The sequence below is a fragment of the Serratia sp. Nf2 genome (assembly GCF_003028435.1).
In the GTDB taxonomy this organism is placed as follows: Bacteria; Pseudomonadota; Gammaproteobacteria; order Enterobacterales; family Enterobacteriaceae; genus Serratia; species Serratia marcescens_L.
In genome coordinates, this window is record NZ_PYTW01000002.1 from 427,386 (window position 1) to 445,970 (window position 18,585).

14 protein-coding genes and 1 riboswitch are annotated in these 18,585 nt (G+C 62.5%); of the genes, 3 read left to right on the top strand and 11 right to left on the bottom strand.

Translation table 11 applies throughout. The annotated features are described in order from the left end of the window. Positions 1–63 precede the first annotated feature (63 nt). Entirely contained in the window at positions 64–2,439 is a 2,376-nt protein-coding gene (gene lptD / locus C9411_RS07065; protein ID WP_107226749.1) for an LPS assembly protein LptD, read from the bottom strand. Between the two features lie 227 nt (positions 2,440–2,666). On the opposite strand from lptD, the gene djlA reads away from it, so the two are divergent. After that, a complete protein-coding gene (gene djlA / locus C9411_RS07070) occupies positions 2,667–3,488 on the top strand; it encodes a co-chaperone DjlA (protein WP_015376627.1) in 822 nt (273 codons plus the stop codon). 143 nt (positions 3,489–3,631) lie between these two features. Here djlA and rluA read toward each other — a convergent pair whose 3' ends face one another. The 3 genes from rluA to C9411_RS07085 form a co-directional block, all read right to left on the bottom strand. Next, positions 3,632–4,282, bottom strand: coding sequence for a bifunctional tRNA pseudouridine(32) synthase/23S rRNA pseudouridine(746) synthase RluA (rluA, locus tag C9411_RS07075; protein ID WP_063991427.1), 651 nt, complete (start codon positions 4,280–4,282; stop codon positions 3,632–3,634). Between the two features lie 57 nt (positions 4,283–4,339). Further along, positions 4,340–7,246, bottom strand: coding sequence for an RNA polymerase-associated protein RapA (rapA, locus tag C9411_RS07080; protein WP_063991426.1), 2,907 nt, complete (start codon positions 7,244–7,246; stop codon positions 4,340–4,342). Positions 7,247–7,493: 247 nt separating this feature from the next. Beyond that, the gene (locus C9411_RS07085; protein WP_107226750.1) at positions 7,494–9,860 is read right to left on the bottom strand and encodes a DNA polymerase II; all 2,367 of its coding nucleotides are present in this window, start codon (positions 9,858–9,860) and stop codon (positions 7,494–7,496) included. A gap of 214 nt (positions 9,861–10,074) precedes the next feature. On the opposite strand from C9411_RS07085, the gene C9411_RS07090 reads away from it, so the two are divergent. Further along, a complete protein-coding gene (locus C9411_RS07090; protein WP_033637083.1) occupies positions 10,075–10,845 on the top strand; it encodes a DedA family protein in 771 nt (256 codons plus the stop codon). Between the two features lie 26 nt (positions 10,846–10,871). On the opposite strand, the gene ilvN is transcribed toward C9411_RS07090, so the two are convergent. The 7 genes from ilvN to sgrR form a co-directional block, all read right to left on the bottom strand. Then, entirely contained in the window at positions 10,872–11,165 is a 294-nt protein-coding gene (ilvN, locus tag C9411_RS07095; RefSeq protein WP_016929110.1) for an acetolactate synthase small subunit, read from the bottom strand. Positions 11,166–11,168: 3 nt separating this feature from the next. Next, positions 11,169–12,863, bottom strand: a complete 1,695-nt coding sequence (gene ilvB, locus C9411_RS07100) for an acetolactate synthase large subunit (protein ID WP_107226751.1) — start codon at positions 12,861–12,863, stop codon at positions 11,169–11,171. Between the two features lie 111 nt (positions 12,864–12,974). Then, positions 12,975–13,088 carry an ilvB operon leader peptide IvbL gene (gene ivbL / locus C9411_RS07105; protein WP_369919387.1) on the bottom strand — a complete coding sequence of 38 codons (114 nt, stop codon included), beginning with the start codon at positions 13,086–13,088 and terminating at the stop codon, positions 12,975–12,977. Between the two features lie 88 nt (positions 13,089–13,176). After that, complete coding sequence (gene thiQ / locus C9411_RS07110) at positions 13,177–13,881, bottom strand: thiamine ABC transporter ATP-binding protein ThiQ (RefSeq protein ID WP_107226752.1); 705 nt, start codon at positions 13,879–13,881, stop codon at positions 13,177–13,179. After that, a complete protein-coding gene (gene thiP / locus C9411_RS07115; RefSeq protein ID WP_063991422.1) occupies positions 13,868–15,475 on the bottom strand; it encodes a thiamine/thiamine pyrophosphate ABC transporter permease ThiP in 1,608 nt (535 codons plus the stop codon). The genes thiQ and thiP overlap by 14 nt, the downstream gene beginning before the upstream one ends. Further along, positions 15,451–16,437, bottom strand: a complete 987-nt coding sequence (gene thiB, locus C9411_RS07120; protein WP_107226753.1) for a thiamine ABC transporter substrate binding subunit — start codon at positions 16,435–16,437, stop codon at positions 15,451–15,453. Before thiB ends, thiP begins: the two co-directional genes overlap by 25 nt. A gap of 57 nt (positions 16,438–16,494) precedes the next feature. Further along, a riboswitch (TPP riboswitch) is annotated at positions 16,495–16,613 on the bottom strand. 37 nt (positions 16,614–16,650) lie between these two features. After that, complete coding sequence (gene sgrR, locus C9411_RS07125) at positions 16,651–18,312, bottom strand: HTH-type transcriptional regulator SgrR (protein WP_063991420.1); 1,662 nt, start codon at positions 18,310–18,312, stop codon at positions 16,651–16,653. A gap of 90 nt (positions 18,313–18,402) precedes the next feature. Here sgrR and sgrT point away from each other — a divergent pair, with 90 nt between their 5' ends. Continuing rightward, positions 18,403–18,576 carry a glucose uptake inhibitor SgrT gene (sgrT, locus tag C9411_RS07130; RefSeq protein ID WP_004932838.1) on the top strand — a complete coding sequence of 58 codons (174 nt, stop codon included), beginning with the start codon at positions 18,403–18,405 and terminating at the stop codon, positions 18,574–18,576. Positions 18,577–18,585: the final 9 nt, after the last annotated feature.

Sequence of the window (18,585 nt, forward strand, 5' to 3'; positions counted from 1 at the left end):
ATTTCCCATTATGTAATCCGCAAATGCGGGTGAAAGTTCTCGTTTTCAAAGTGTTGCAAAGCGTCAGAATGCACGCTGATACGGCAGAATGCCGGAGCGCAGCATTTCTGCGGAACCGAGACTATGATCGCTGCTCAGGCCGCGCAGTTCGACGTTGAACGAAACTCTGTTGTCGTAAACGCTGGTATTGTTGCTGTTGTTCCAGTCGGTAACCTTGCGCTCATAGCCCAGGGTCACCGCCCAGCAGCAGGTGTTGTACTTCAGCCCCACCAGCTGATCGGCGGATTGTTTGGCGCGGGTGTCGTAATAATACGCCCCGACCACCGCCCAACGATCGGCGATCGGCCAGCTGCCGGTGATGCCCACCTGCGAGATGCCGTCTTGGTAGGCCGGAATCTCATTGGTGTTCAGCGCCGTTTTGATGTATTCCGGCGTGGCGTAACGGTAGTTCAGCTGCACCACGCGCTCGGCATCCTGGCGGTATTCCACCACGCCGTTGCCCAGCGAGACGCTGTTCAGGCGGGTGTCGTACTGCAGGCCACCGCGCAGGCCCCAACGATCGTCGATTTTCCAATAGGTATCGCCGGCCCAGGCCACGCTGCCGGTGTCGTCGTTGTTGTCGTAACCGGTCATCCGGTCACCGGTGCGCGAACGGCTGAAGTAGTAGATTTGACCCACGGAAGCGTTAAAACGTTCAACCAGCGCGTCATCATAAATACGGGTGGTCACACCGGTAGACACGCGGTTCTGCGAAGCGATGCGATCCAGGCCGCTGTAAGTGCGGTCACGGAACAGGCCGGAGTAGTCGGTCTGCAGCAGGGTGGTGTCGTAGGTGTAGATGTTGCTTTGGTCGCGGTACGGCACGTACAGGTACTGCACGCGTGGCTCCAGCGTCTGGGTGGCGCCTTCGGCCCAGATCATCGGCCGTTCGAACACCAGCTTGCCGTCGACCTTGAACTGCGGCAGCACACGGTTGACCGAGTTGTCGAGGTTTGGCGCAGTAACCGGATTGTTCTGCGTACTCTTACGACTTTCATAGTTGGCGGCGAAACCGTCAGGAATATCCTGCTGGTAGTGGGTCGCCATCAGCTTGGCTTCGGTGTTCAGGCTGGCCCAGCCGTTGGTGAGCGGCAGGTTGAGCGTCGGTTCCATATGCAGACGGGTGGCGTCCGGGCTGTACGGGTTGACGCTGGTGAACTTGGCCGCCTGGCCGTAAATATGGAAATCGAACGGGCCGAGGTCGTTTTTGTAGTAGTTCAGATCCAGCTGCGGCTGCACCTTATAGGTGTCAGACCGGGTACGGTCGGTGGTGTCGAAGATCTGGAACTGCTTGGAACTCAGCGTGGCGTTCCAGTTCTCGTTGGCGTAGCCGAGGCTGAATTTCTGCGTGGCGTAGCCGTCGGTGGTGGAGCCGTATTTGGAGTCCAGATCGGTGAAGTATTTGTAGTCGCTGACCTTGGTGTAGTCGACGTTGAAGCGCCACACCTGATCCATGACGCCGTTGTGGTTCCAGTAGAATAGCCAGCGTTTGCTGTCGTCATTGTCTTTGCCGTATTCCTTGTCGTCCGGCAGCCAGTCGAACTCCATCAGGCCGAGGCCCGGCTGCACCAGATAACGGAACTCGGTCTGCCACTGCAGGCCCCGCTTGGACATATAGTGCGGCGTGATGGTGGCGTCGTAGTTCGGCGCGATGTTCCAGTAGTACGGCAACATGAACTCGAAGCCGTTGTTGCTGCCGTACTTGGCGTTCGGGATCAGGAAGCCGGAACGGCGCTTGTCGCCGACCGGCAGCTGCAGGTACGGGCTGTAGAACACCGGCACGCCGCCGATGCGAAAGCGGGCGTTCCATACTTCCGCCACCTGCTCTTCGCGATCGTGGATCACTTCTGAACCGACCACGCTCCAGCTGTCATCACCTGGCAGACAGGAGGTAAAGGTGCCGTTTTCCAGAATGGTGTAACGGTTGGCGCCGCGCATTTTCATCTTGTCGGCGTCGCCGCGCCCCTGACGGCCTACCATCTGGTAGTCGCCTTCATAGACATCGGTATCTTTGGTGTTCAGGTTCGACCAGGCCTTCGGGCCTTTCAGTTTGATCTGATTGTCGCTGTAGTGCACGTCGCCGGTGGCGGTGACGGTGCGGACCGGCTCCGCCTGGCCCGGGTTTTGCGTCTGGTTTAGCTCAACTTCTTTGGCGGTCAGGGTGCTGTTGCCCTGCTCGACATGCACGTTGCCGCTGAACAGCGCGCTTTTCGGGTAGTCGGCGCGCGAGTCATCGGCATTGATGGTCACCGGTTGGCTGTTCGGATCGCCGCTGACCAAAGGCTTGTCGTAAACGGGAACGCCAAGCATGCATTGCTCGGCCAGATCAGCCAGCGCATGCTGACTGTAGAGTGCCGTCCAAATCATCGTGGCCAGCAGTGTTGGGAAACTTTTTTTCATACGCGGTTTTGGTGTTCCGTCATCAGAGGCGTCATGTCCGGCAAACGGTCAGAGACTATATTACTCATCTGCGTTGCGCTAGTGCTAAATCCAGCCGTTTACTTGCGTCGTCGTTAGGCGCAAAGATAAATGACAGGTATGATAATCCAAATTCTAGGAAAAATCGCCTGCACCCTTTCCTGAAGCGAAGGGGGACGGCGGCTTTCGGCATGATAATTGAGGAGTATATGCAGTATTGGGGAAAACTGCTCGGCGTCATCGTCGCCATCTGGTCTGGCGCGGGATTCTGGGGTGTAGTTCTGGGGCTGATTATCGGTCACATGATCGATACGGCGCGCAGCAACAAGCGCAGCCGGGGGTTCTTCACCGACCAGCAAACGCGGCAAACGCTATTTTTCCGCACCACTTTTCAGGTGATGGGCCACCTGACCAAATCCAAAGGACGCGTTACCGAGGCGGATATCCAGATCGCCAGCCTGTTCATGGATCGCCTGCAACTGCACGGCGAAGCGCGCACCGCGGCGCAGCAGGCGTTTCGCGAGGGCAAACAGAGCCAGTTCCCGCTGCGTGAGACGCTGCAGCAGTTCCGCAGCATCTGTTTTGGCCGCTTCGATCTGATTCGGATGTTTCTGGAAATTCAGATTCAGGCGGCGTTCGCCGACGGCTCGTTGCACCCGAACGAACGTCAGGTGCTGTACGTCATCGCCGAAGAGCTGGGCATTTCGCGCGCGCAGTTTGACCAGTTCCTCAGCATGATGGAGGGCGGGCGCCAGTTCGGCGGCGGTCAGCAGGGCGGGTATTCGCAGGGTGGCTATCAGCAGGCTCAGCGCGGCCCGACGCTCGACGACGCGTGCAAGGTGCTCGGCGTGCGCAGCAGCGACGATGCCGCCACCATCAAACGCGCCTACCGTAAGCTGATGAGCGAACACCATCCGGATAAGCTGGTGGCGAAAGGCTTGCCGCCGCAGATGATGGAAATGGCCAAGCAGAAAGCGCAGGAGATTCAGGCGGCGTACGACCTGATCAAACGCGAGAAAGGCTTCAAATAACGATACCCGTCATACTTCGAGCTGCAGGTGCGTTGGCTGCCCGCGCTTACCCCGGTCACGTACTTTTTGTACGTTCCCGGGGCTGCGCTTAGTTGCCGCCTTCCTGCAACTCGAATTATTTAGGGTATCCCTGGGTGATGCGCTTAGAAATCCGGCTCGGCGCGAAAGTGCATCGGCGTCTGAAAAGCGGGATGGGTGATGCGCAGCTCTTGCGCATGCAGTTGCAGCCGCGGCGCCATCGCCTTGGCCTCCGGCGGGGCGTAGAAGCCGTCTCCGAGGATTGGGTGCCCCAGCGCCAGCATGTGCACCCGCAGCTGGTGCGAGCGGCCGGTGATCGGCGTCAGCATCACGCGGGTGCTGCCGTCGGCGTCGCGTGACAGCACCCGATACTCCGTTTGCGCCGCTTTGCCGGTGTCAAAACACACCTTTTGCAGCGGCCGGTTCGGCCAGTCGCAGATCAGCGGCAAGTCCACCAACCCTTCGTCATGCGCCATATGCCCCCAAACGCGGGCGATATAGGATTTCTTCGGTTCGCGTTCGCGGAACTGACGCTTCAGCTCGCGCTCGGCGGCCTTGTTGAGTGCCACCACGATCACCCCGCTGGTGGCCATGTCCAGCCGATGCACCGATTCGGCGGCCGGGTGATCGGCCTGAATGCGGGTCATCAGGCTGTCTTTGTTTTCCGGCGCGCGGCCGGGCACCGACAGCAAGCCGCTGGGCTTGTTGACCACCATGATGTGTTCATCCTGATACAGGATGTGCAGCGGGTCCTGCGGGGGATTGTAGGGTTCCATCTTGGCTCCGCGAAAAGGGCCGAACGGGGAGGCGGCTGCCTCCCCGCGTCGCGCCGGTTACTGGTGGGTGACCACCACCAGACGAATGGCGTCCAGGCGCCAGCCTGCTTCATTGAGGTTGGCCAGCACCTGACGGCGGTTGAACTCCAGCGCTTCGACTTCGTCGTCGCGGATGTTCGGGTTGACCGCCTTCAGCGCTTCCAGACGCGCCAGCTCGGCGCTCAGCTTGTCGTCCGCCTCTTGCTTCGCCTGTTCGATAAGCGTGCGCGCCTGCGCTTCCACCAGGCTTTCCGCCTGCTGCAGCATGGCGTGCACGTCTTGCTGCACGGCGTTGACCAGCTTGCTGGAGGTGTGGCGGTTGACTGCGTTCAATTGGCGGTTGAAGCTTTCGAACTCGACCTGAGCCGCCAGGTTGGTGCCCTTGCGGTCCATCAGCATGCGGATCGGCGTCGGCGGCAGGAAGCGCGTCAGCTGCAGGTGTTTCGGCGCCTGGGCCTCCACCACGTAGACCAGCTCAACCAGCAGGGTGCCGACCGGCAACGCTTTGTTTTTCAACAGGGATACCGCGCAGCTGCCGGTGTCGCCGGACAGGATCAGATCCAGGCCGTTGCGGATGATCGGGTGCTCCCAACTGACGAACTGCGCGTCTTCGCGCGACAGCGCCTGATCGCGGTCGAAGGTGACGGTGCAGCCGTCCTGCGGCAGGCCCGGGAAGTCCGGCACCAGCATATGGTCAGACGGCGTCAGCACGATCAGGCTGTCGCTGCGGTCTTCCTGATTGATGCCGACGATGTCGAACAGGTTGAGCGCGAAGCCCACCAGGTTGACGTCGTTATCCTGCTCGGCGATGGCGGCGGCCAGCGCCTGGGCTTTGTCGCCGCCGTTGGAGTGCATCTCCAGCAGTCGGTCGCGGCCCTGTTCCAGCTGCGCTTTCAACTGATCGTGCTGCTGGCGGCAGGCGTGGATGAATTCGTCGAAGCCTTCCTGTTCGGTCGGCGCGGCCAGATAGCCGATCAACTGCTCGTAGCAGCTGTCGTAGATGGTGCGGCCGGTCGGGCAGGTGTGTTCGAAGGCATCCAGCCCCTCGTGGAACCAACGCCCCAGCACCGCCTGTGCGGTGTGTTCCAGGTAAGGCACCATGATCTGGATATCGTGCATCTGGCCGATACGGTCCAGACGGCCGATACGCTGCTCCAGCAGATCCGGGTTGAACGGCAGATCGAACATCACCAGTTGGCTGGCGAACTGGAAGTTGCGGCCTTCGGAGCCGATCTCGGAACACAGCAACACCTGCGCGCCTTCCTCTTCGGAGGCGAAGTAGGCGGCGGCGCGGTCGCGCTCGATGATCGACAGCCCTTCGTGGAACACCGCGGCGCGGATCGCTTCACGCTCGCGCAGTACCTGCTCCAGCTGCAGCGCGGTGTCGGCCTTGGCGCAGATCACCAGCACTTTTTCGTTGCGGTTGGCCAGCAGGTAGTCCAGCAGCCACTCGACGCGCGGGTCGAAGTTCCACCAGGTGGCATTTTCGCCCTCGAATTCCTGATAGATCTGCTCCGGGTATAGCATGTCACGCGCGCGCGCTTCGACGGACTTCTTGGCGCCCATAATGCCGGAGACTTTGATCGCGGTCTGGTACTGGGTCGGCAACGGCAGCTTGATCTGGTGCAGGTTGCGGTGCGGGAAGCCCTTCACGCCGTTACGGGTGTTGCGGAACAGCACGCGGCTGGTGCCGTGGCGATCCATCAGCATGGAAACCAACTCCTGGCGCGCCTGCTCGGCGTTGTCGCCTTCGCTGTTGGCGGCTTTGAGCAGCGGTTCGATGTCCTGCTCGTCGATCAGCTCGCCCAGCAGGTTCAGCTTGTCATCGGCCAGGCGCTCACCGCTCAGCAGCAGGGTGACGGCGTCGGCCACCGGGCGGTATTTCTGCTGCTCGGCGACAAACTCGCCATAGTCGTGGAAACGATTCGGATCGAGCAGGCGCAGGCGCGCAAAGTGGCTTTGTTGGCCCAGCTGCTCCGGGGTGGCGGTCAGCAGCAGCACGCCGGGGATATGCTCGGCCAACTGCTCGATCACCTGATATTCGCGGCTCGGCGCTTCTTCGCTCCAGGCCAGGTGGTGCGCTTCGTCAACCACCAGCAGATCCCACTGGGCGTCCGCCAGCTCTTCCAGGCGCTGCTTGTTGCGGCGCACGAAGTCCAGCGAGCAGATCACCAGCTGTTCGGTTTCGAACGGGTTGCTGCTGTCGAGCTTGGCTTCGGCGTAGCGGCTGTCGTCGAACAGCGAGAAGTAGAGGTTGAAGCGGCGCATCATCTCCACCAGCCACTGGTGCTGCAGCGTTTCCGGCACCACGATCAGCACGCGCTCGGCGCGGCCCGCCAGCAGCTGCTGGTGGATGATCATGCCGGCTTCGATGGTTTTGCCGAGGCCGACTTCGTCCGCCAGCAGGACGCGCGGGGCATGGCGTTGGCCGACTTCATGGGCGATGTGCAGCTGGTGCGGGATCAGGCTGGCGCGCATGCCGCGCAGGCCGGCGAACGGCAGGCGATACTGCTCGCTCTGGTATTTGCGCGCGCGGAAACGCAGCGCGAAACGGTCCATGCGGTCAATTTGGCCGGCGAATAGGCGATCCTGCGGTTTGCTGAAGGTCAGCTTGCTGTCCAGCAGGACTTCACGCATCGCCACGCCGCTTTCCTGGGTGTCCTGGCGGGTGCCGATATAGGTCAACAGACCGTTTTCCTCTTTCACCTCTTCCACCTGCAGCTGCCACCCCTCGTGGCTGCTGACGGTATCGCCCGGGTTGAACATCACGCGGGTGATCGGCGAATCGTTTCTGGCATAGAGGCGGTTTTCACCGGTGGCGGGGAAAAGCAGGGTAATCATGCGCGCGTCCAGCGCCACGACGGTGCCCAGTCCTAATTCGCTTTCCGTATCGCTGATCCAGCGTTGACCAAGAGTAAAAGGCATATATTGTCGGCTCGATTCTTTGTAAGTAAGTCTTGTTACCGGGCGGGAAGGGCCGCGGCACCTGTACTGAACGTCTGCTAATCCCGGTTTGTTTTAAATTTGACGGGCAATAGCCATTCACGCCATGCAGACGTCGTGAGACGGCAGGGCTAAGCGTGGTTCAGTTTTGGGAAGGGCGCTATGGTAATGGAAGGCGGCGCGTTCGTCACCTGCAAAACCGGATGATTTTTCTTAACCTGGCGCAATCTCAAAACAGCCCCATCTGCCCGGTGACCAGCGTGGTGAAGTCGTCGTGCAAGAAAGGGAGTATAGCGTCTGCCACCGGCTGCAGCTGGCGTTCGAGGTAATGCTGATAGTCGATGGGGGAATGGCGCGTCTCCAGCGGTTCCGGCCCGGCGACGGTCATCACGTAGCTGATCCAGCCGCCGTTCTGATACTGCAGCGGCCGCCCCTGGCTGCGGTTGTAGTCGTCGGCGATGCGCGCGGCGCGGGCGTGCGGCGGCACGTTGCGCTGATAGTCGTCGAGCTTTCTGCGCAGGCGTTTGCGGTACACCAGCTGATCGTCGAAGTCGCCGTTCAGGGTTTTGCCGACGTAGTCGCGCACATAGTCCTGATAGGGCTGCCGTTTGAAGATGCGCTGATAGAGCTGCTGCTGGAACTGCTGCGCCAGCGGCGTCCAGTCGGTGCGCACCGTTTCCAGGCCTTTGTACACCATCTCTTCCTCGCCGCCGGCGCGTGCGATCAGGCCGGCGTAGCGCTTCTTGCTGCCCTGTTCGGCGCCGCGAATGGTCGGCATCAGGAAGCGGGAATAGTGGGTTTCGAACTCCAGCTCCAGCGCGTTCTCCAACCCGAACTGCTGCTGCAGATGCTGCTGCCACCAGGCGTTGACCCGCTGCACCAGCGCTCGGCCGATCTGCGCCGCCTGCAGCTCGTCATGCGGCTGTTTCAGCCACACGAAGGTGGAATCGGTGTCGCCGTAAATAACCTGATACCCTTCGGCTTCGATCAGTTCGCGGGTTTGGCGCATGATCTCGTGGCCGCGCAGGGTGATCGACGACGCCAGCCGCGGATCGAAGAAGCGGCAGCCGCTCGATCCCAGCACGCCGTACAGCGCGTTCATGATGATCTTCAGCGCCTGCGACAGGGGCTTGTTGTGCTGGCGCTTGGCGGCTTCGCGCCCCTGCCAGATCTGCTCGACGATCGCCGGCAGGCAGTGTTTGCTGCGCGAGAAGCGGGCGTTGCGAAAACCGGGCACCGAATCGGCGTCGTTTGGGTGGCGCATGCCTTCCACCAACCCGACCGGATCGATCAGGAAGGTGCGGATGATCGACGGATACAGGCTTTTATAGTCCAGCACCAGCACCGAATCGTACAGGCCGGGCTGGGAGTCCATCACGAAGCCGCCGGGGCTGTGTTCCTCCGGCTGTTCGCCGAGGTTGGGGGCGACAAAGCCCAGGCGGTGCATGCGCGGCATATAGAGGTGGCTGAAGGCCGCCACCGATCCACCGCTGCGATCGGCCGCCAGCCCGGTGACGGTGGCGCGTTCCAGCAGGAAGTTGAGCAGGTCGGCCTTGGCGAAGATGCGCGTCACCAGCTCGCAGTCCTTCAGGTTGTAGCGGGCCAGCGCCGGCTTGTCTTCGGCGAAGCGTCGGTCGATCTCCGCCATGCGCTGATAAGGGTTGTCGATCGCCTTGCCTTCGCCCAGCAGCGCCTGCGAAACGTATTCCAGGCTGAAGGAGGGGAAGTTCCAGGTGGCGGACTTCAGCGCTTCGATGCCGTCGATGATCAGGCGGCCGGCGGCAGCGGCGAAAAAGTGGTTCTGTTTGAAGCCGTGCTCGCGCCACTCCAACAGGTTGCCGCCACGCCCCAGCCGCAGCGGGATCTGGTAGCGTTCGGCGTGCTTTTGCAGCACCCGCAGATCGAACTGCACCAGGTTCCAGCCGATGATGGCGTCAGGATCGTGGCGCTCCAGCCACGCGTTCAACCGTTCCAGCAGTTGGGGGCGGCTGGCGCAGTATTCCAGATCGAAATCCAGCGGCGCATCGCCGCCGTTGGCCGGCCCCAGCATGTAGACCTGCCGCTGGCCACAGCCTTCCAGCGCGATAGAGTAAAGTTCGCCGTGGGCGGTAGTTTCGATATCCAGCGACACCAGCCTAAGCGTCGGGCGGTAGTCCGGCGCCGGCTTCATCTGGCCGTTGAGCAAGGGCCCGCCGCCGTTGGCCTGGCCGTTGAACCACACCGGCGCGGTGATGAAGCGCTCCATCAGGTAGCGTTCGGGTGGGCGAATGTCGGCCTCGTAGACCGTAACGCCGCCTTCCCGCAGCAGTTTTTCCAGCTTGATGAGCTGACGGTGCTGGCGGCAGTACAGCCCCAGCATCGGGCGGTGATGAAAATCCGTCAGTGCCAGCGGTTTCAGTTCGACTTGCCGTTCTTCGCGCAGCAGCAGTTCCGCGCGCGGCTTTTGTTCGGCGGGGATAAACGCTACCGAGGTTTGCGGCGGCAGGCGCAGCTGACGCGGGCCTGCGTCGGTCGCCAGCCAAAATTCGACCTCGGTGCCGGCGGGCGTGTCGCGCCAGTGGCGAGTGAGCAGGAAACCCTGTTGCAGTGCTGTCATAACCCCTTCGTCTTCCGCCGGGCGGCGTGCGCGACATCCAGCGAGATGTCGGTTTTGGCGCTAATATAGATAAATTATAGTATGTGTTTTTATACAGTCATTGTCCATCGGCGTTCGGCGCTGCCAAATACGCATACAATTCATCGATTGACTCGCCAGCGGCGCCGCTGGAAAATCCTCGGCCCCGTTTGGCCGAATAATCCGCAGAGGTGTAATGGAAGCCTATTTACAAGATTTGATCACCCAGTCACTGGCTTTCACCCTGATGGTCGTCCTGCTGGTCGCTTTTCTCGAGTCGCTGGCGCTGGTGGGGCTGCTGCTGCCCGGCACGGTGATGATGGCCAGCATCGGCGCCCTGATCGGCAGCGGCAAGGTGGACTTCTACTACGCCTGGGCGGCGGGGATCGTCGGCTGCCTGCTCGGCGACTGGATCTCCTATTTCGTCGGTCGCGCCTTCAAAGGGCCCTTGCACCGCTGGTCGTTCCTGAAGAAGAACAAAGCGCTGCTCGACAAAACCGAACACGCCTTGCACCAGCACAGCATGGCGACCATTCTGATCGGCCGCTTCGTTGGCCCGACGCGCCCGCTGGTGCCGATGGTGGCCGGCATGCTCGATCTACCGCCGTACAAGTTTGCCTTGCCGAATATCATCGGTTGCCTGACCTGGCCGCCGGTCTATTTCTTCCCCGGCATCCTGGCGGGCGTGGCGATCGACATTCCCGCAGGCGCCAACAGCGCGATGTTCAAGTGGTTGCTGCTCGCCGCGGCGCTCACGATCTGGCTGGCTGTGTGGCTGAGTTGGCGCTGGTGGCGTGAGGATAAGCGCAGCGCCGATCGGCTGAGCCGTTGGCTGACGCCGCTGCGGCTGCGCGTGGTGTGCGGATTGAGCTGGCTGGCGGCGCTGGCAGTCGGTTATCTACTGAGCCAGCAGCCCTTGATGCCGGTGTATCGGCACCTGCTGTGGCAGGTGCTGTCCGGGCAATGATTGCGGGGGCGTAAGCCCCCTTCGTATTACTGGAAGAACGCTTCCAGCTGTTCAAATACCCGCACGTCTTCGCTGTGGCGCTTCACCTGCAGCACGTCTTCCAGCTTTTCCACCTGGCTGATCATTTGCTCCAGCCGCTGATCGTCGGCGACCAATAGCCAAATGCGGCTCTGCTGGCCGTCCTTCAGCGGCAGACACAGAATGCCTTCGACGTTGAACGCGCGGCGAGCGAACAGCCCGCAAACGTGCGACATGACGCCGGGATGGTTGCGCACGGCCAGCTCCAGGATCACCTGGGGTTTATCTTGTGGTTGCAGCATGGCTTATTCTCCAATCATGTCGATATTGGCGGCGCCCGGCGGCACCATCGGGAACACTTTTTCGTTGATGTCGATCAGCGCGTGGATCAGGCAGGGGCCCGGGCGTTGGATCGCTTCGGCCAGCGCGGCCTGCGGATCTTCCGCGGCGTTCAAATCGCAGGTATCCAGCCCGAATCCGGCGGCGATCTTCAGGAAGTCGGTGCGCTTCGGATAGGCGGCGGCGAAGATGCGCTGCTGGTAGAACAGGGTTTGCTGCTGGTGCACCAGCCCCAACGCCTGGTTGTTCATCAAAATGATTTTCACGTCCAGATCGTGTTCGACCGCGGTGGCCATTTCCTGAATGTTCATCATCAGGCTGCCGTCGCCGGAGAAGCACAGCACTTTGCGCTCGGGCTCCGCCAACGCCGCACCGATCGCCGCCGGCAGACCGAAGCCCATGGTGCCCAGGCCGCCCGAAGTCAGCCACTGGCGCGGCCGGCTCAGCGGATAGGCCTGCGCCACCCACATCTGATGCTGGCCCACGTCGGTGGTGATGATGGCGCTGTCGTCCACGCAGCGCGCGGCCGCCAGCACCAGGCCGTAATGGCTCAGCGGATCGTCGGCGTTCGGCATGTTGAACGGGAACTCGCGCTTCAGGTCATTGACGGTGCTCAGCCACGCGCTGCGCGGCTGCGTGTCGATCTGCGGCAGCAGCTGTTGCAGCACCTGGCCGACGTCGGCATGGATCGCCACGTTGGCCTGTTTGACCTTGCCCAGCTCGGCGCGGTCGATATCCACGTGAATGATGGCGGCGTTAGGGCAGAACTGCTCGGTTTTGCCGATTGCCCGATCGTCGAAGCGCGCGCCCAGCACGATCAGCAGATCGGCCTCCTGCAGAATGAAGTTGGTGCTGCGCGCCGCGTGCATGCCCAGCATGCCCAGCGACAGCGGGTGTTCCACCGGCATCGCCCCCAGCGCCATCAGCGTCATGGTGGTAGGCAGACCGGCGCGTTCGGCCAGTTCCAGCGCCTGGCGGTGAGCGTCGGCGCAGATGATGCCGCCGCCCAGGTAGAGGATCGGGCGTTGCGCCTGGTTGATCATCGCGGCGGCCTGCGAAACCAGCGCCGGATCGAAGCTCGGTGCGGCGTCCTGCACGGCGATCGGCGGTAGCTCCTCCAGGGTGATGGTGGCGGTCTGCACGTCTTTCGGCACATCGATCCAGACCGGGCCGGGGCGGCCGGATTCGGCGATGCGGAATGCGTCGACGATCACCTGCGGCAATTCGCGAATATCGCGTACCAGATGGTTGTGCTTGGTGATTGGGATGGAAATACCGTAGGTGTCCACCTCCTGGAAGGCGTCGGTGCCGATCATCGAAGAAGGCACCTGACCGGTGATGCACACCAGCGGAATGGAATCGAGCTTGGCGTCGGCGATGGCGGTGACCAGGTTGGTGGCGCCCGGCCCGCTGGAAGCGATGCACACCGCCGCTTTGCCGTTGGCGCGCGCCATGCCCTGCGCCATAAAGCCCGCGCCCTGTTCGTGGCGCGCCAGCACGTGGTGAATGCGGGTGCTTTGGCTCAGCGCGTCATACAGCGGCAGCGCCGCGCCGCCGGGGATGCCGGCGACGGTGGTGATGCCCTGCCGCTCCAGCAGATGAACGATCAATTGTGCGCCGGTGAAGCGGGTGCCCGGCTGAGGCGTGCCCGAAGTTGCCATGTTCCTGTCCTTTCTCAAGGCCGGTGAGCTTTTCTGGGCAGGGTGCTAAAACAAGAAACCCCGCCCGGTTTGCGCCGGCGGGGTTTGGGAATCGATGCGTTGATTCGGACCCTACGGCGCATTGCCGACGACCACCACCACACGCACGACGACCACCGCGGCTGGTAGCGCGGTAAATAGTAGGGTCGAAGTCAGCGAGGATGCGATCACAGGGAACCTTATCATCAGTAAAAAAAGTCAGGTTTTTATAAAAGCACAGGCGCAAAATTCGCACAACAGGTTTATTGGCGCAGCATAAAAAACGCGCGTCAGATCACGCTTTACCCAAGATGCCCAGCACGCGCGCTTCGGGCGCGCTGCCGTCCAGCAGGGCCTGCGTCGGGCCGTCGTAGTAGATGCGGCCGTCGACCACCAGCAGCGTGCGCGGCGCGATGCGCGCGGCGTCGTCGAGGTTGTGCGACACCATCAGCAGCGTCAGGTTACGCTGTTCGCACACCGTCTGCAGCAGCTGCAGCATTTCGTTGCGCAGCGCCGGATCGAGCGCCGAGAAGGGCTCGTCGAGCAACAGGATCGGCCGTTGGCGAATCAAACAGCGCGCCAGCGCGGCGCGCTGGCGCTGGCCGCCGGAAAGCTGCGACGGCAGGCGCTCCAGGTGCTCCTCCAGGCCGACCTGACGGGCGATATGCGCCCGCTGTTGGCGCTGCTGTTCAGTCAGGCGCAGACCGGGATCTAACCCCAGCCCGATGTTCTGCGCCACCGTCAGGTGCGCGAACAGGTTGTTCTCCTGAAACAGCATCGACACCGGCCGTTTGGCCGGCGGCGTGGCGGTGTGGTCTTCGTCGTTCAGCAGCAGCCGGCCGCTGGCCGCCGGCAGAAAACCGGCGATCAAACTCAGCAGGGTGCTTTTACCGGCGCCGCTGGGGCCGAGCACCGCGACGCGCTCGCCCGGCTGGATGCGCAGATCAAAGCGCATCGGCAGGTGTTCATACAGATAGGTCAGTTTTTCAAGCGTCAGCATGGCGCCCCGGTAAGCGTTCGATCAGGGTAAACAGCAGGAAACACAGCAGCAGCAACAGCAGCGCGGTCACCGCCCCGTCGTTGCTGCGGTAGGCGCCAATCTGCTGATACAGGTAAAAAGGCAGGGTACGGAAATGCTCGTTACCAAACAAGGCGACCACGCCGAAATCGCCGATCGACAGCACGCAGGCGAAGGCCAGCGCCTGCGCCAGCGGGCGACGCAGCGCGCGCAGTTCGATCAGCCGCAGCCGTTGCCAGCCGTGGATATCCAGCGACAGGCACAGCGGGTTGTAACGTTCGGCGAGGTCGCGCATCGGGTTCTCCAACACCTTCAGCGCATAGGGCACCGCCATCAGCGCATTGGTGAGGATCACCAGCGCATAGGGCGACTGTGGCAGCCCGATTGTATCGCTCAGCAGCAGGAAAAAGCCGGTGGCCAGCACGATGCCCGGCATCGCCAGGATCACCATGCCGCTCAGCTCCAGCGCCTGGCCGCCGCGCAGATGCTGCCGCAGCTTCAGCTCGCGGCTGCTCCACAGCAGCATCATCGTGAGCGCCACGCACAGCGCCCCGGCGCCGAGGGCGATGCGCAGCGACGTGAACAGCGCCTGCCACAGCACCGGCTGGCGCAGCACGCTGACGACGGCCTGATTGGCGCCGTCGGCGATCACCGCCAGCAGAGGCGGCAGCAGCAGCAACAGCGCGGCGGCGATCAGCAGAAAATCGCCGACGCGTCGCCACAGGCTGTCTTCCGGATTGCGCCAGCGCTGGGCGTGGGTATGCCCCACCGGCAATACCTGGCTCAGGCGCTGACTGATCAACACCAGCCCCAGACAACAGCTTAACTGGATCAGCGCCAGCATGGCGGCGCGACCCAGATCGTAGTCGTAACTCAGCGCCTGATAGATCGCCAGTTCGATGGTGGTAGCCTGCGGCCCGCCGCCCAGCGACAGCACGGTGGCGAAGCTGGCGAAGCACAGCATGAAGATCAATGCGCCGCTCGGCAGGATCTGGCGGCGCAGCGCCGGCCATTCGACGAAGCGGAACTGCTGCCAGCCATTCATGCCCAGCTGGGCGGCCAGCTGGCGCTGCTCCACCGGGATATTCTCCAGCGCCTGCAGCAACAGGCGGGTGGCCAGCGGCAGGTTAAAGAACAGGTGCGCCAGCAGAATGCCCTGCAGACCGTAGGGCGAGAAGCCATATTCGATGCCCAGCCAGCCGCACAGCGTCGCCAGCCAGCCTTGGCGCCCATAGACGCTGAGCAGGCCGAACACCGCCACCAGCACCGGCAGCACCAGCGTCATGGCGCACAGCCGCAGCAGCAGCTGCCGGCCGGGGAAGCGGCGGCGATAGAGCGCGCGCGCCAGCAGAACGGCGGGCAGCACCGAAATCAGCGCCGACAGCAGCGCCTGCCAAAAGGTGAAGCGCACCACGTGCCAAAGGTAGCTGTCCTGCCACAGGCCGCGCCAGTCGCTGTCCGGCGCGTGACGCCACAGCGAGCCCATCGCCAGCGCGGCGACCAGCAGGATCACGCCGGCGGCCAACAGCCCCGGCCAGAGCCAGCGGGGGATCAGCGGCTGACGGCGGTTTGCCATGCCCGGATCCAACCGCCGCGTTGTTTGGCCACCTCTTCGGCGCTGTATTGCAGCGCGGTCTGCGGCACGTTCATCTGCTCAAAGCCGACGGGCAGTGGGGTGTTGATCACCGGGTACATCCAGTTGCCGGTCGGGATGGCGTTTTGGAACGCCGGTGTCACCATGAACTGCATGAAACGCTCCGCCAGCTCAGGCTGTTTGGCGGCCTTCAGCTTGCCCGCCACTTCCACCTGCAGGTAGTGCCCTTCGCTGAACGTGGCGGCGGCGTAGAGATCTTTTTTCTCTTCGATCAGGTGATAGGCCGGAGAGGTGGTGTAGCTGAGCACCAGATCGCCTTCGCCCTTCAGGAACAGGCCGTAGGCTTCGCTCCAGCCTTTGGTGACGGTGACGGTTTTCTTCGCCAGTTGCTGCCAGGCGGCCGGCGCCTTGTCGCCATACACTTTTTGCATCCACAGCAGCAGGCCGAGGCCCGGCGTGCTGGTGCGCGGATCTTCGTAGATCACTTTCCAGTTGCGATCGCCGCTGACCAGCTCCTGCAGGCTTTTTGGCGGGTTCTTCAGTTTTTCTTTGTTGTAGACGAAGGCGAAGTACCCGTAGTCGTATGGCACGAAGGTCGCGTCCTGCCAGCCGCCCGGCACCGTCAGTTTGGCGGTGTCGACGCCGCTCGGCGCGAACAGGCCGGTTTGCTGCGCCGCCTGCAACAGGTTGTTGTCCAACCCCAGCACCACGTCGGCGGCGCTGTTCTTGCCTTCCATGCGTAGGCGGTTCAGCAGCGAGACGCCGTCTTCCAGCGCGACGAACTTCAGTTCACAGTCGCACTCGGCTTCAAAGACTTTTTTCACCGCCGGGCCTGGGCCCCAGTCGGCGGCGAAGGAATCGTAGGTGTAAACCGTCAGCGTCGGCTTGGCCAACACCGGCGCGGCACACAGCAGCAATAAGCAGGGCAGAAATGTTTTGACCACGTTGCACTCCTGAAAAATAAGGGGGCAAGGGCATCTGAGGGGGCGAGGCGGCGTCGCCGGTTCGCTGGGCTCAAATCCCTCCGCCGGTATTGACCGGATCAGGTTCGACGGGTGTGCTCTCAGCGGAAAATCGGGCTTATCACGCGGCCCGACTTACCGCACCCCGTTGAGACGGCGCTATTGTAAAGATTAACCGACCCGGGCGAAAGGCGCTTATGCCTCCGGCGGGGCAAACCAGGCGGACTTGAAGTCGAACCAGCCGAGGGTGTTCATCCGCACGCCGCGCATGCTGCGCTGGCCGTGCAGCTGCAGCCAGTGGTGGAACAGCGGATGCAGCTGGTGGTTGCTGACCAGACGCTGGCAGAACTCGGCCAGCGGCAAGCGGTTGGCGCGCCACAGCGCTGCGTCCTGCGCCAGATCTTCGTTCATGCAATGCTGCATCAGCGGCAGTTCGTACAGCGTGGCGAACAGCGAAAACTCCAGCGGCAGATAGAAGTTGGCGCTGCCGAGCCACAGATCGCTGCGCGCGTCGCCCTGGTGCCAGGTGGCATAATCCACGCTTTGCACGATCAGACGGATGCCGTGCTGCGCCAGCAGCGGTTCGATCGCCTGGCGAATGGCGTGAAACTCCGAATGTTCATTGAAGTGGGTCATCGTCAGTTCGGTCAGGCCCGCGGGCTTGGGCTGCTGCGCCAGCGTGCGGTTGTGGTGCCAGCGCGGCAGCAGGCCGTACGCCGGCGACCAATAGCGCTGGTAGAGCGGCCCGGCGTGGCTCAGCAGCGAAATGGGGTTGATCAATTCGCACAGCCAACTGCGAATGGCGGGGTCGACGGCCAGCGGTGAACGCTGATCGAACAGCAGGAAATAGCAACCCTCTTCCAGCCGGCTTTCCAGCTCGCTGTTGCCGGTTTCATCGCCCTGCAGCTGCACGCCGGAGTGCACCAGCTCTTCGGAAAACTCCGGCAGCACCCAGATGTTCACCTCGTCGATCAGCGCCCGGTAGCCAAAATAGTCGTCGAAGGCGTGGATCTTCATCTGGCTGGGATGGTTGCGCACCATGCGGTAGGGGCCGGTGCCGACCGGATGGCGGGCGAAATCCGGCAGTTCACGCCATTCGCGCGGCAGGATCATGGCCTGCACGCTGCCCAGCAGCCAGGGCAGCCAGTGGTCGGGGCTGCGCAGCTGCACGTCGATAACGAACGGCGTCGGCGAGGTGACGCTCTCGATATGCGAGAACAGCGGTTGCGAGGTCAGACGCGAGAGGGAAGTGATGACGTCCGCCATCTCCAGCTCGCGGCCATGATGAAAATGGATCGCCGGGCGCAGGTAAAACCGCCAGTGCAGCGGGGTCAGCGCCTGCCAATGGTGAGACAGATCGGACTCCAGTTCCCCGTTTTCCTCATTTATGCGCGTCAGGCCATTGAAGATCTGGCGCGCCAAATGGGTCTCCGAACGCCGCAGCGCCGAGCCGGGCAACAGGTTGTACAGCTGCCGGTAGTAGAGCACCCGCAGGATGTGTTTCCCCTGTCGGAAGCTGCGCCCTAGCTGCGACAGCAGCATCTGGCGCACCACGTTTTTGTCGCCCACCAGCTGCACCAACTGATCGATGCGGTCCTGTTCCAGCAGCTCCTCGGCCCGTTGTTGCTGCAGCGCCAGGCCGGTGTAGTGGAAAGTTAACCGCGAACGCTTGCCGCGCCCCGACTCCGCCTGCCAGGTGAGCCAGCCTTCCCGCTGCATGGCGCTCAGCAGGGAGCGCACGTGGCGCCGCGAGCAGCTGAGCACCTCCGCCAGCGCCTGCAGCGTAGTGTCGGTGGTTTCACCGTGGCAGCGCTGCCACAGACGGATGAACTGCTGCTGCAATCGGGACGTGGACATAAAAGAGGAACGCTCCTGCCTCAACTCGTCAATTTTTCTTTCCCTATATTACGCCGATAATTTTCATCAATGAAAGGGGAGGGCGTAATCATGAAAGCTTTCTTATCCAGACAGTTCTATCAGCGCTACTTCAGTGCTGTGCGCCGCCAGCGCGCCGACTGGCTGAGCGTGGTGCCCGAACAGGCGCGGCTGGCGATGCTGGCGCACCTGACACAATGGGACATTAAAGAGATGACCGATAAGCAGTATCGCGAGCACCTGTAGGGGCCGCGG

What these genes read in the sequence shown, in the direction of transcription:
- thiP (WP_063991422.1), bottom strand. Translation starts at nt 15,475, where the DNA reads ATGGCAAACCGCCGTCAGCCGCTGATCCCCCGCTGGCTCTGGCCGGGG.
- ilvN (WP_016929110.1), bottom strand. Translation starts at nt 11,165, where the DNA reads ATGCTGCAACCACAAGATAAACCCCAGGTGATCCTGGAGCTGGCCGTG.
- lptD (WP_107226749.1), bottom strand. Translation starts at nt 2,439, where the DNA reads ATGAAAAAAAGTTTCCCAACACTGCTGGCCACGATGATTTGGACGGCA.
- C9411_RS07090 (WP_033637083.1), top strand. Translation starts at nt 10,075, where the DNA reads ATGGAAGCCTATTTACAAGATTTGATCACCCAGTCACTGGCTTTCACC.
- ilvB (WP_107226751.1), bottom strand. Translation starts at nt 12,863, where the DNA reads ATGGCAACTTCGGGCACGCCTCAGCCGGGCACCCGCTTCACCGGCGCA.
- rluA (WP_063991427.1), bottom strand. Translation starts at nt 4,282, where the DNA reads ATGGAACCCTACAATCCCCCGCAGGACCCGCTGCACATCCTGTATCAG.
- thiQ (WP_107226752.1), bottom strand. Translation starts at nt 13,881, where the DNA reads ATGCTGACGCTTGAAAAACTGACCTATCTGTATGAACACCTGCCGATG.
- rapA (WP_063991426.1), bottom strand. Translation starts at nt 7,246, where the DNA reads ATGCCTTTTACTCTTGGTCAACGCTGGATCAGCGATACGGAAAGCGAA.
- sgrT (WP_004932838.1), top strand. Translation starts at nt 18,403, where the DNA reads ATGAAAGCTTTCTTATCCAGACAGTTCTATCAGCGCTACTTCAGTGCT.
- sgrR (WP_063991420.1), bottom strand. Translation starts at nt 18,312, where the DNA reads ATGTCCACGTCCCGATTGCAGCAGCAGTTCATCCGTCTGTGGCAGCGC.
- ivbL (WP_369919387.1), bottom strand. Translation starts at nt 13,088, where the DNA reads ATGATAAGGTTCCCTGTGATCGCATCCTCGCTGACTTCGACCCTACTA.
- C9411_RS07085 (WP_107226750.1), bottom strand. Translation starts at nt 9,860, where the DNA reads ATGACAGCACTGCAACAGGGTTTCCTGCTCACTCGCCACTGGCGCGAC.
- djlA (WP_015376627.1), top strand. Translation starts at nt 2,667, where the DNA reads ATGCAGTATTGGGGAAAACTGCTCGGCGTCATCGTCGCCATCTGGTCT.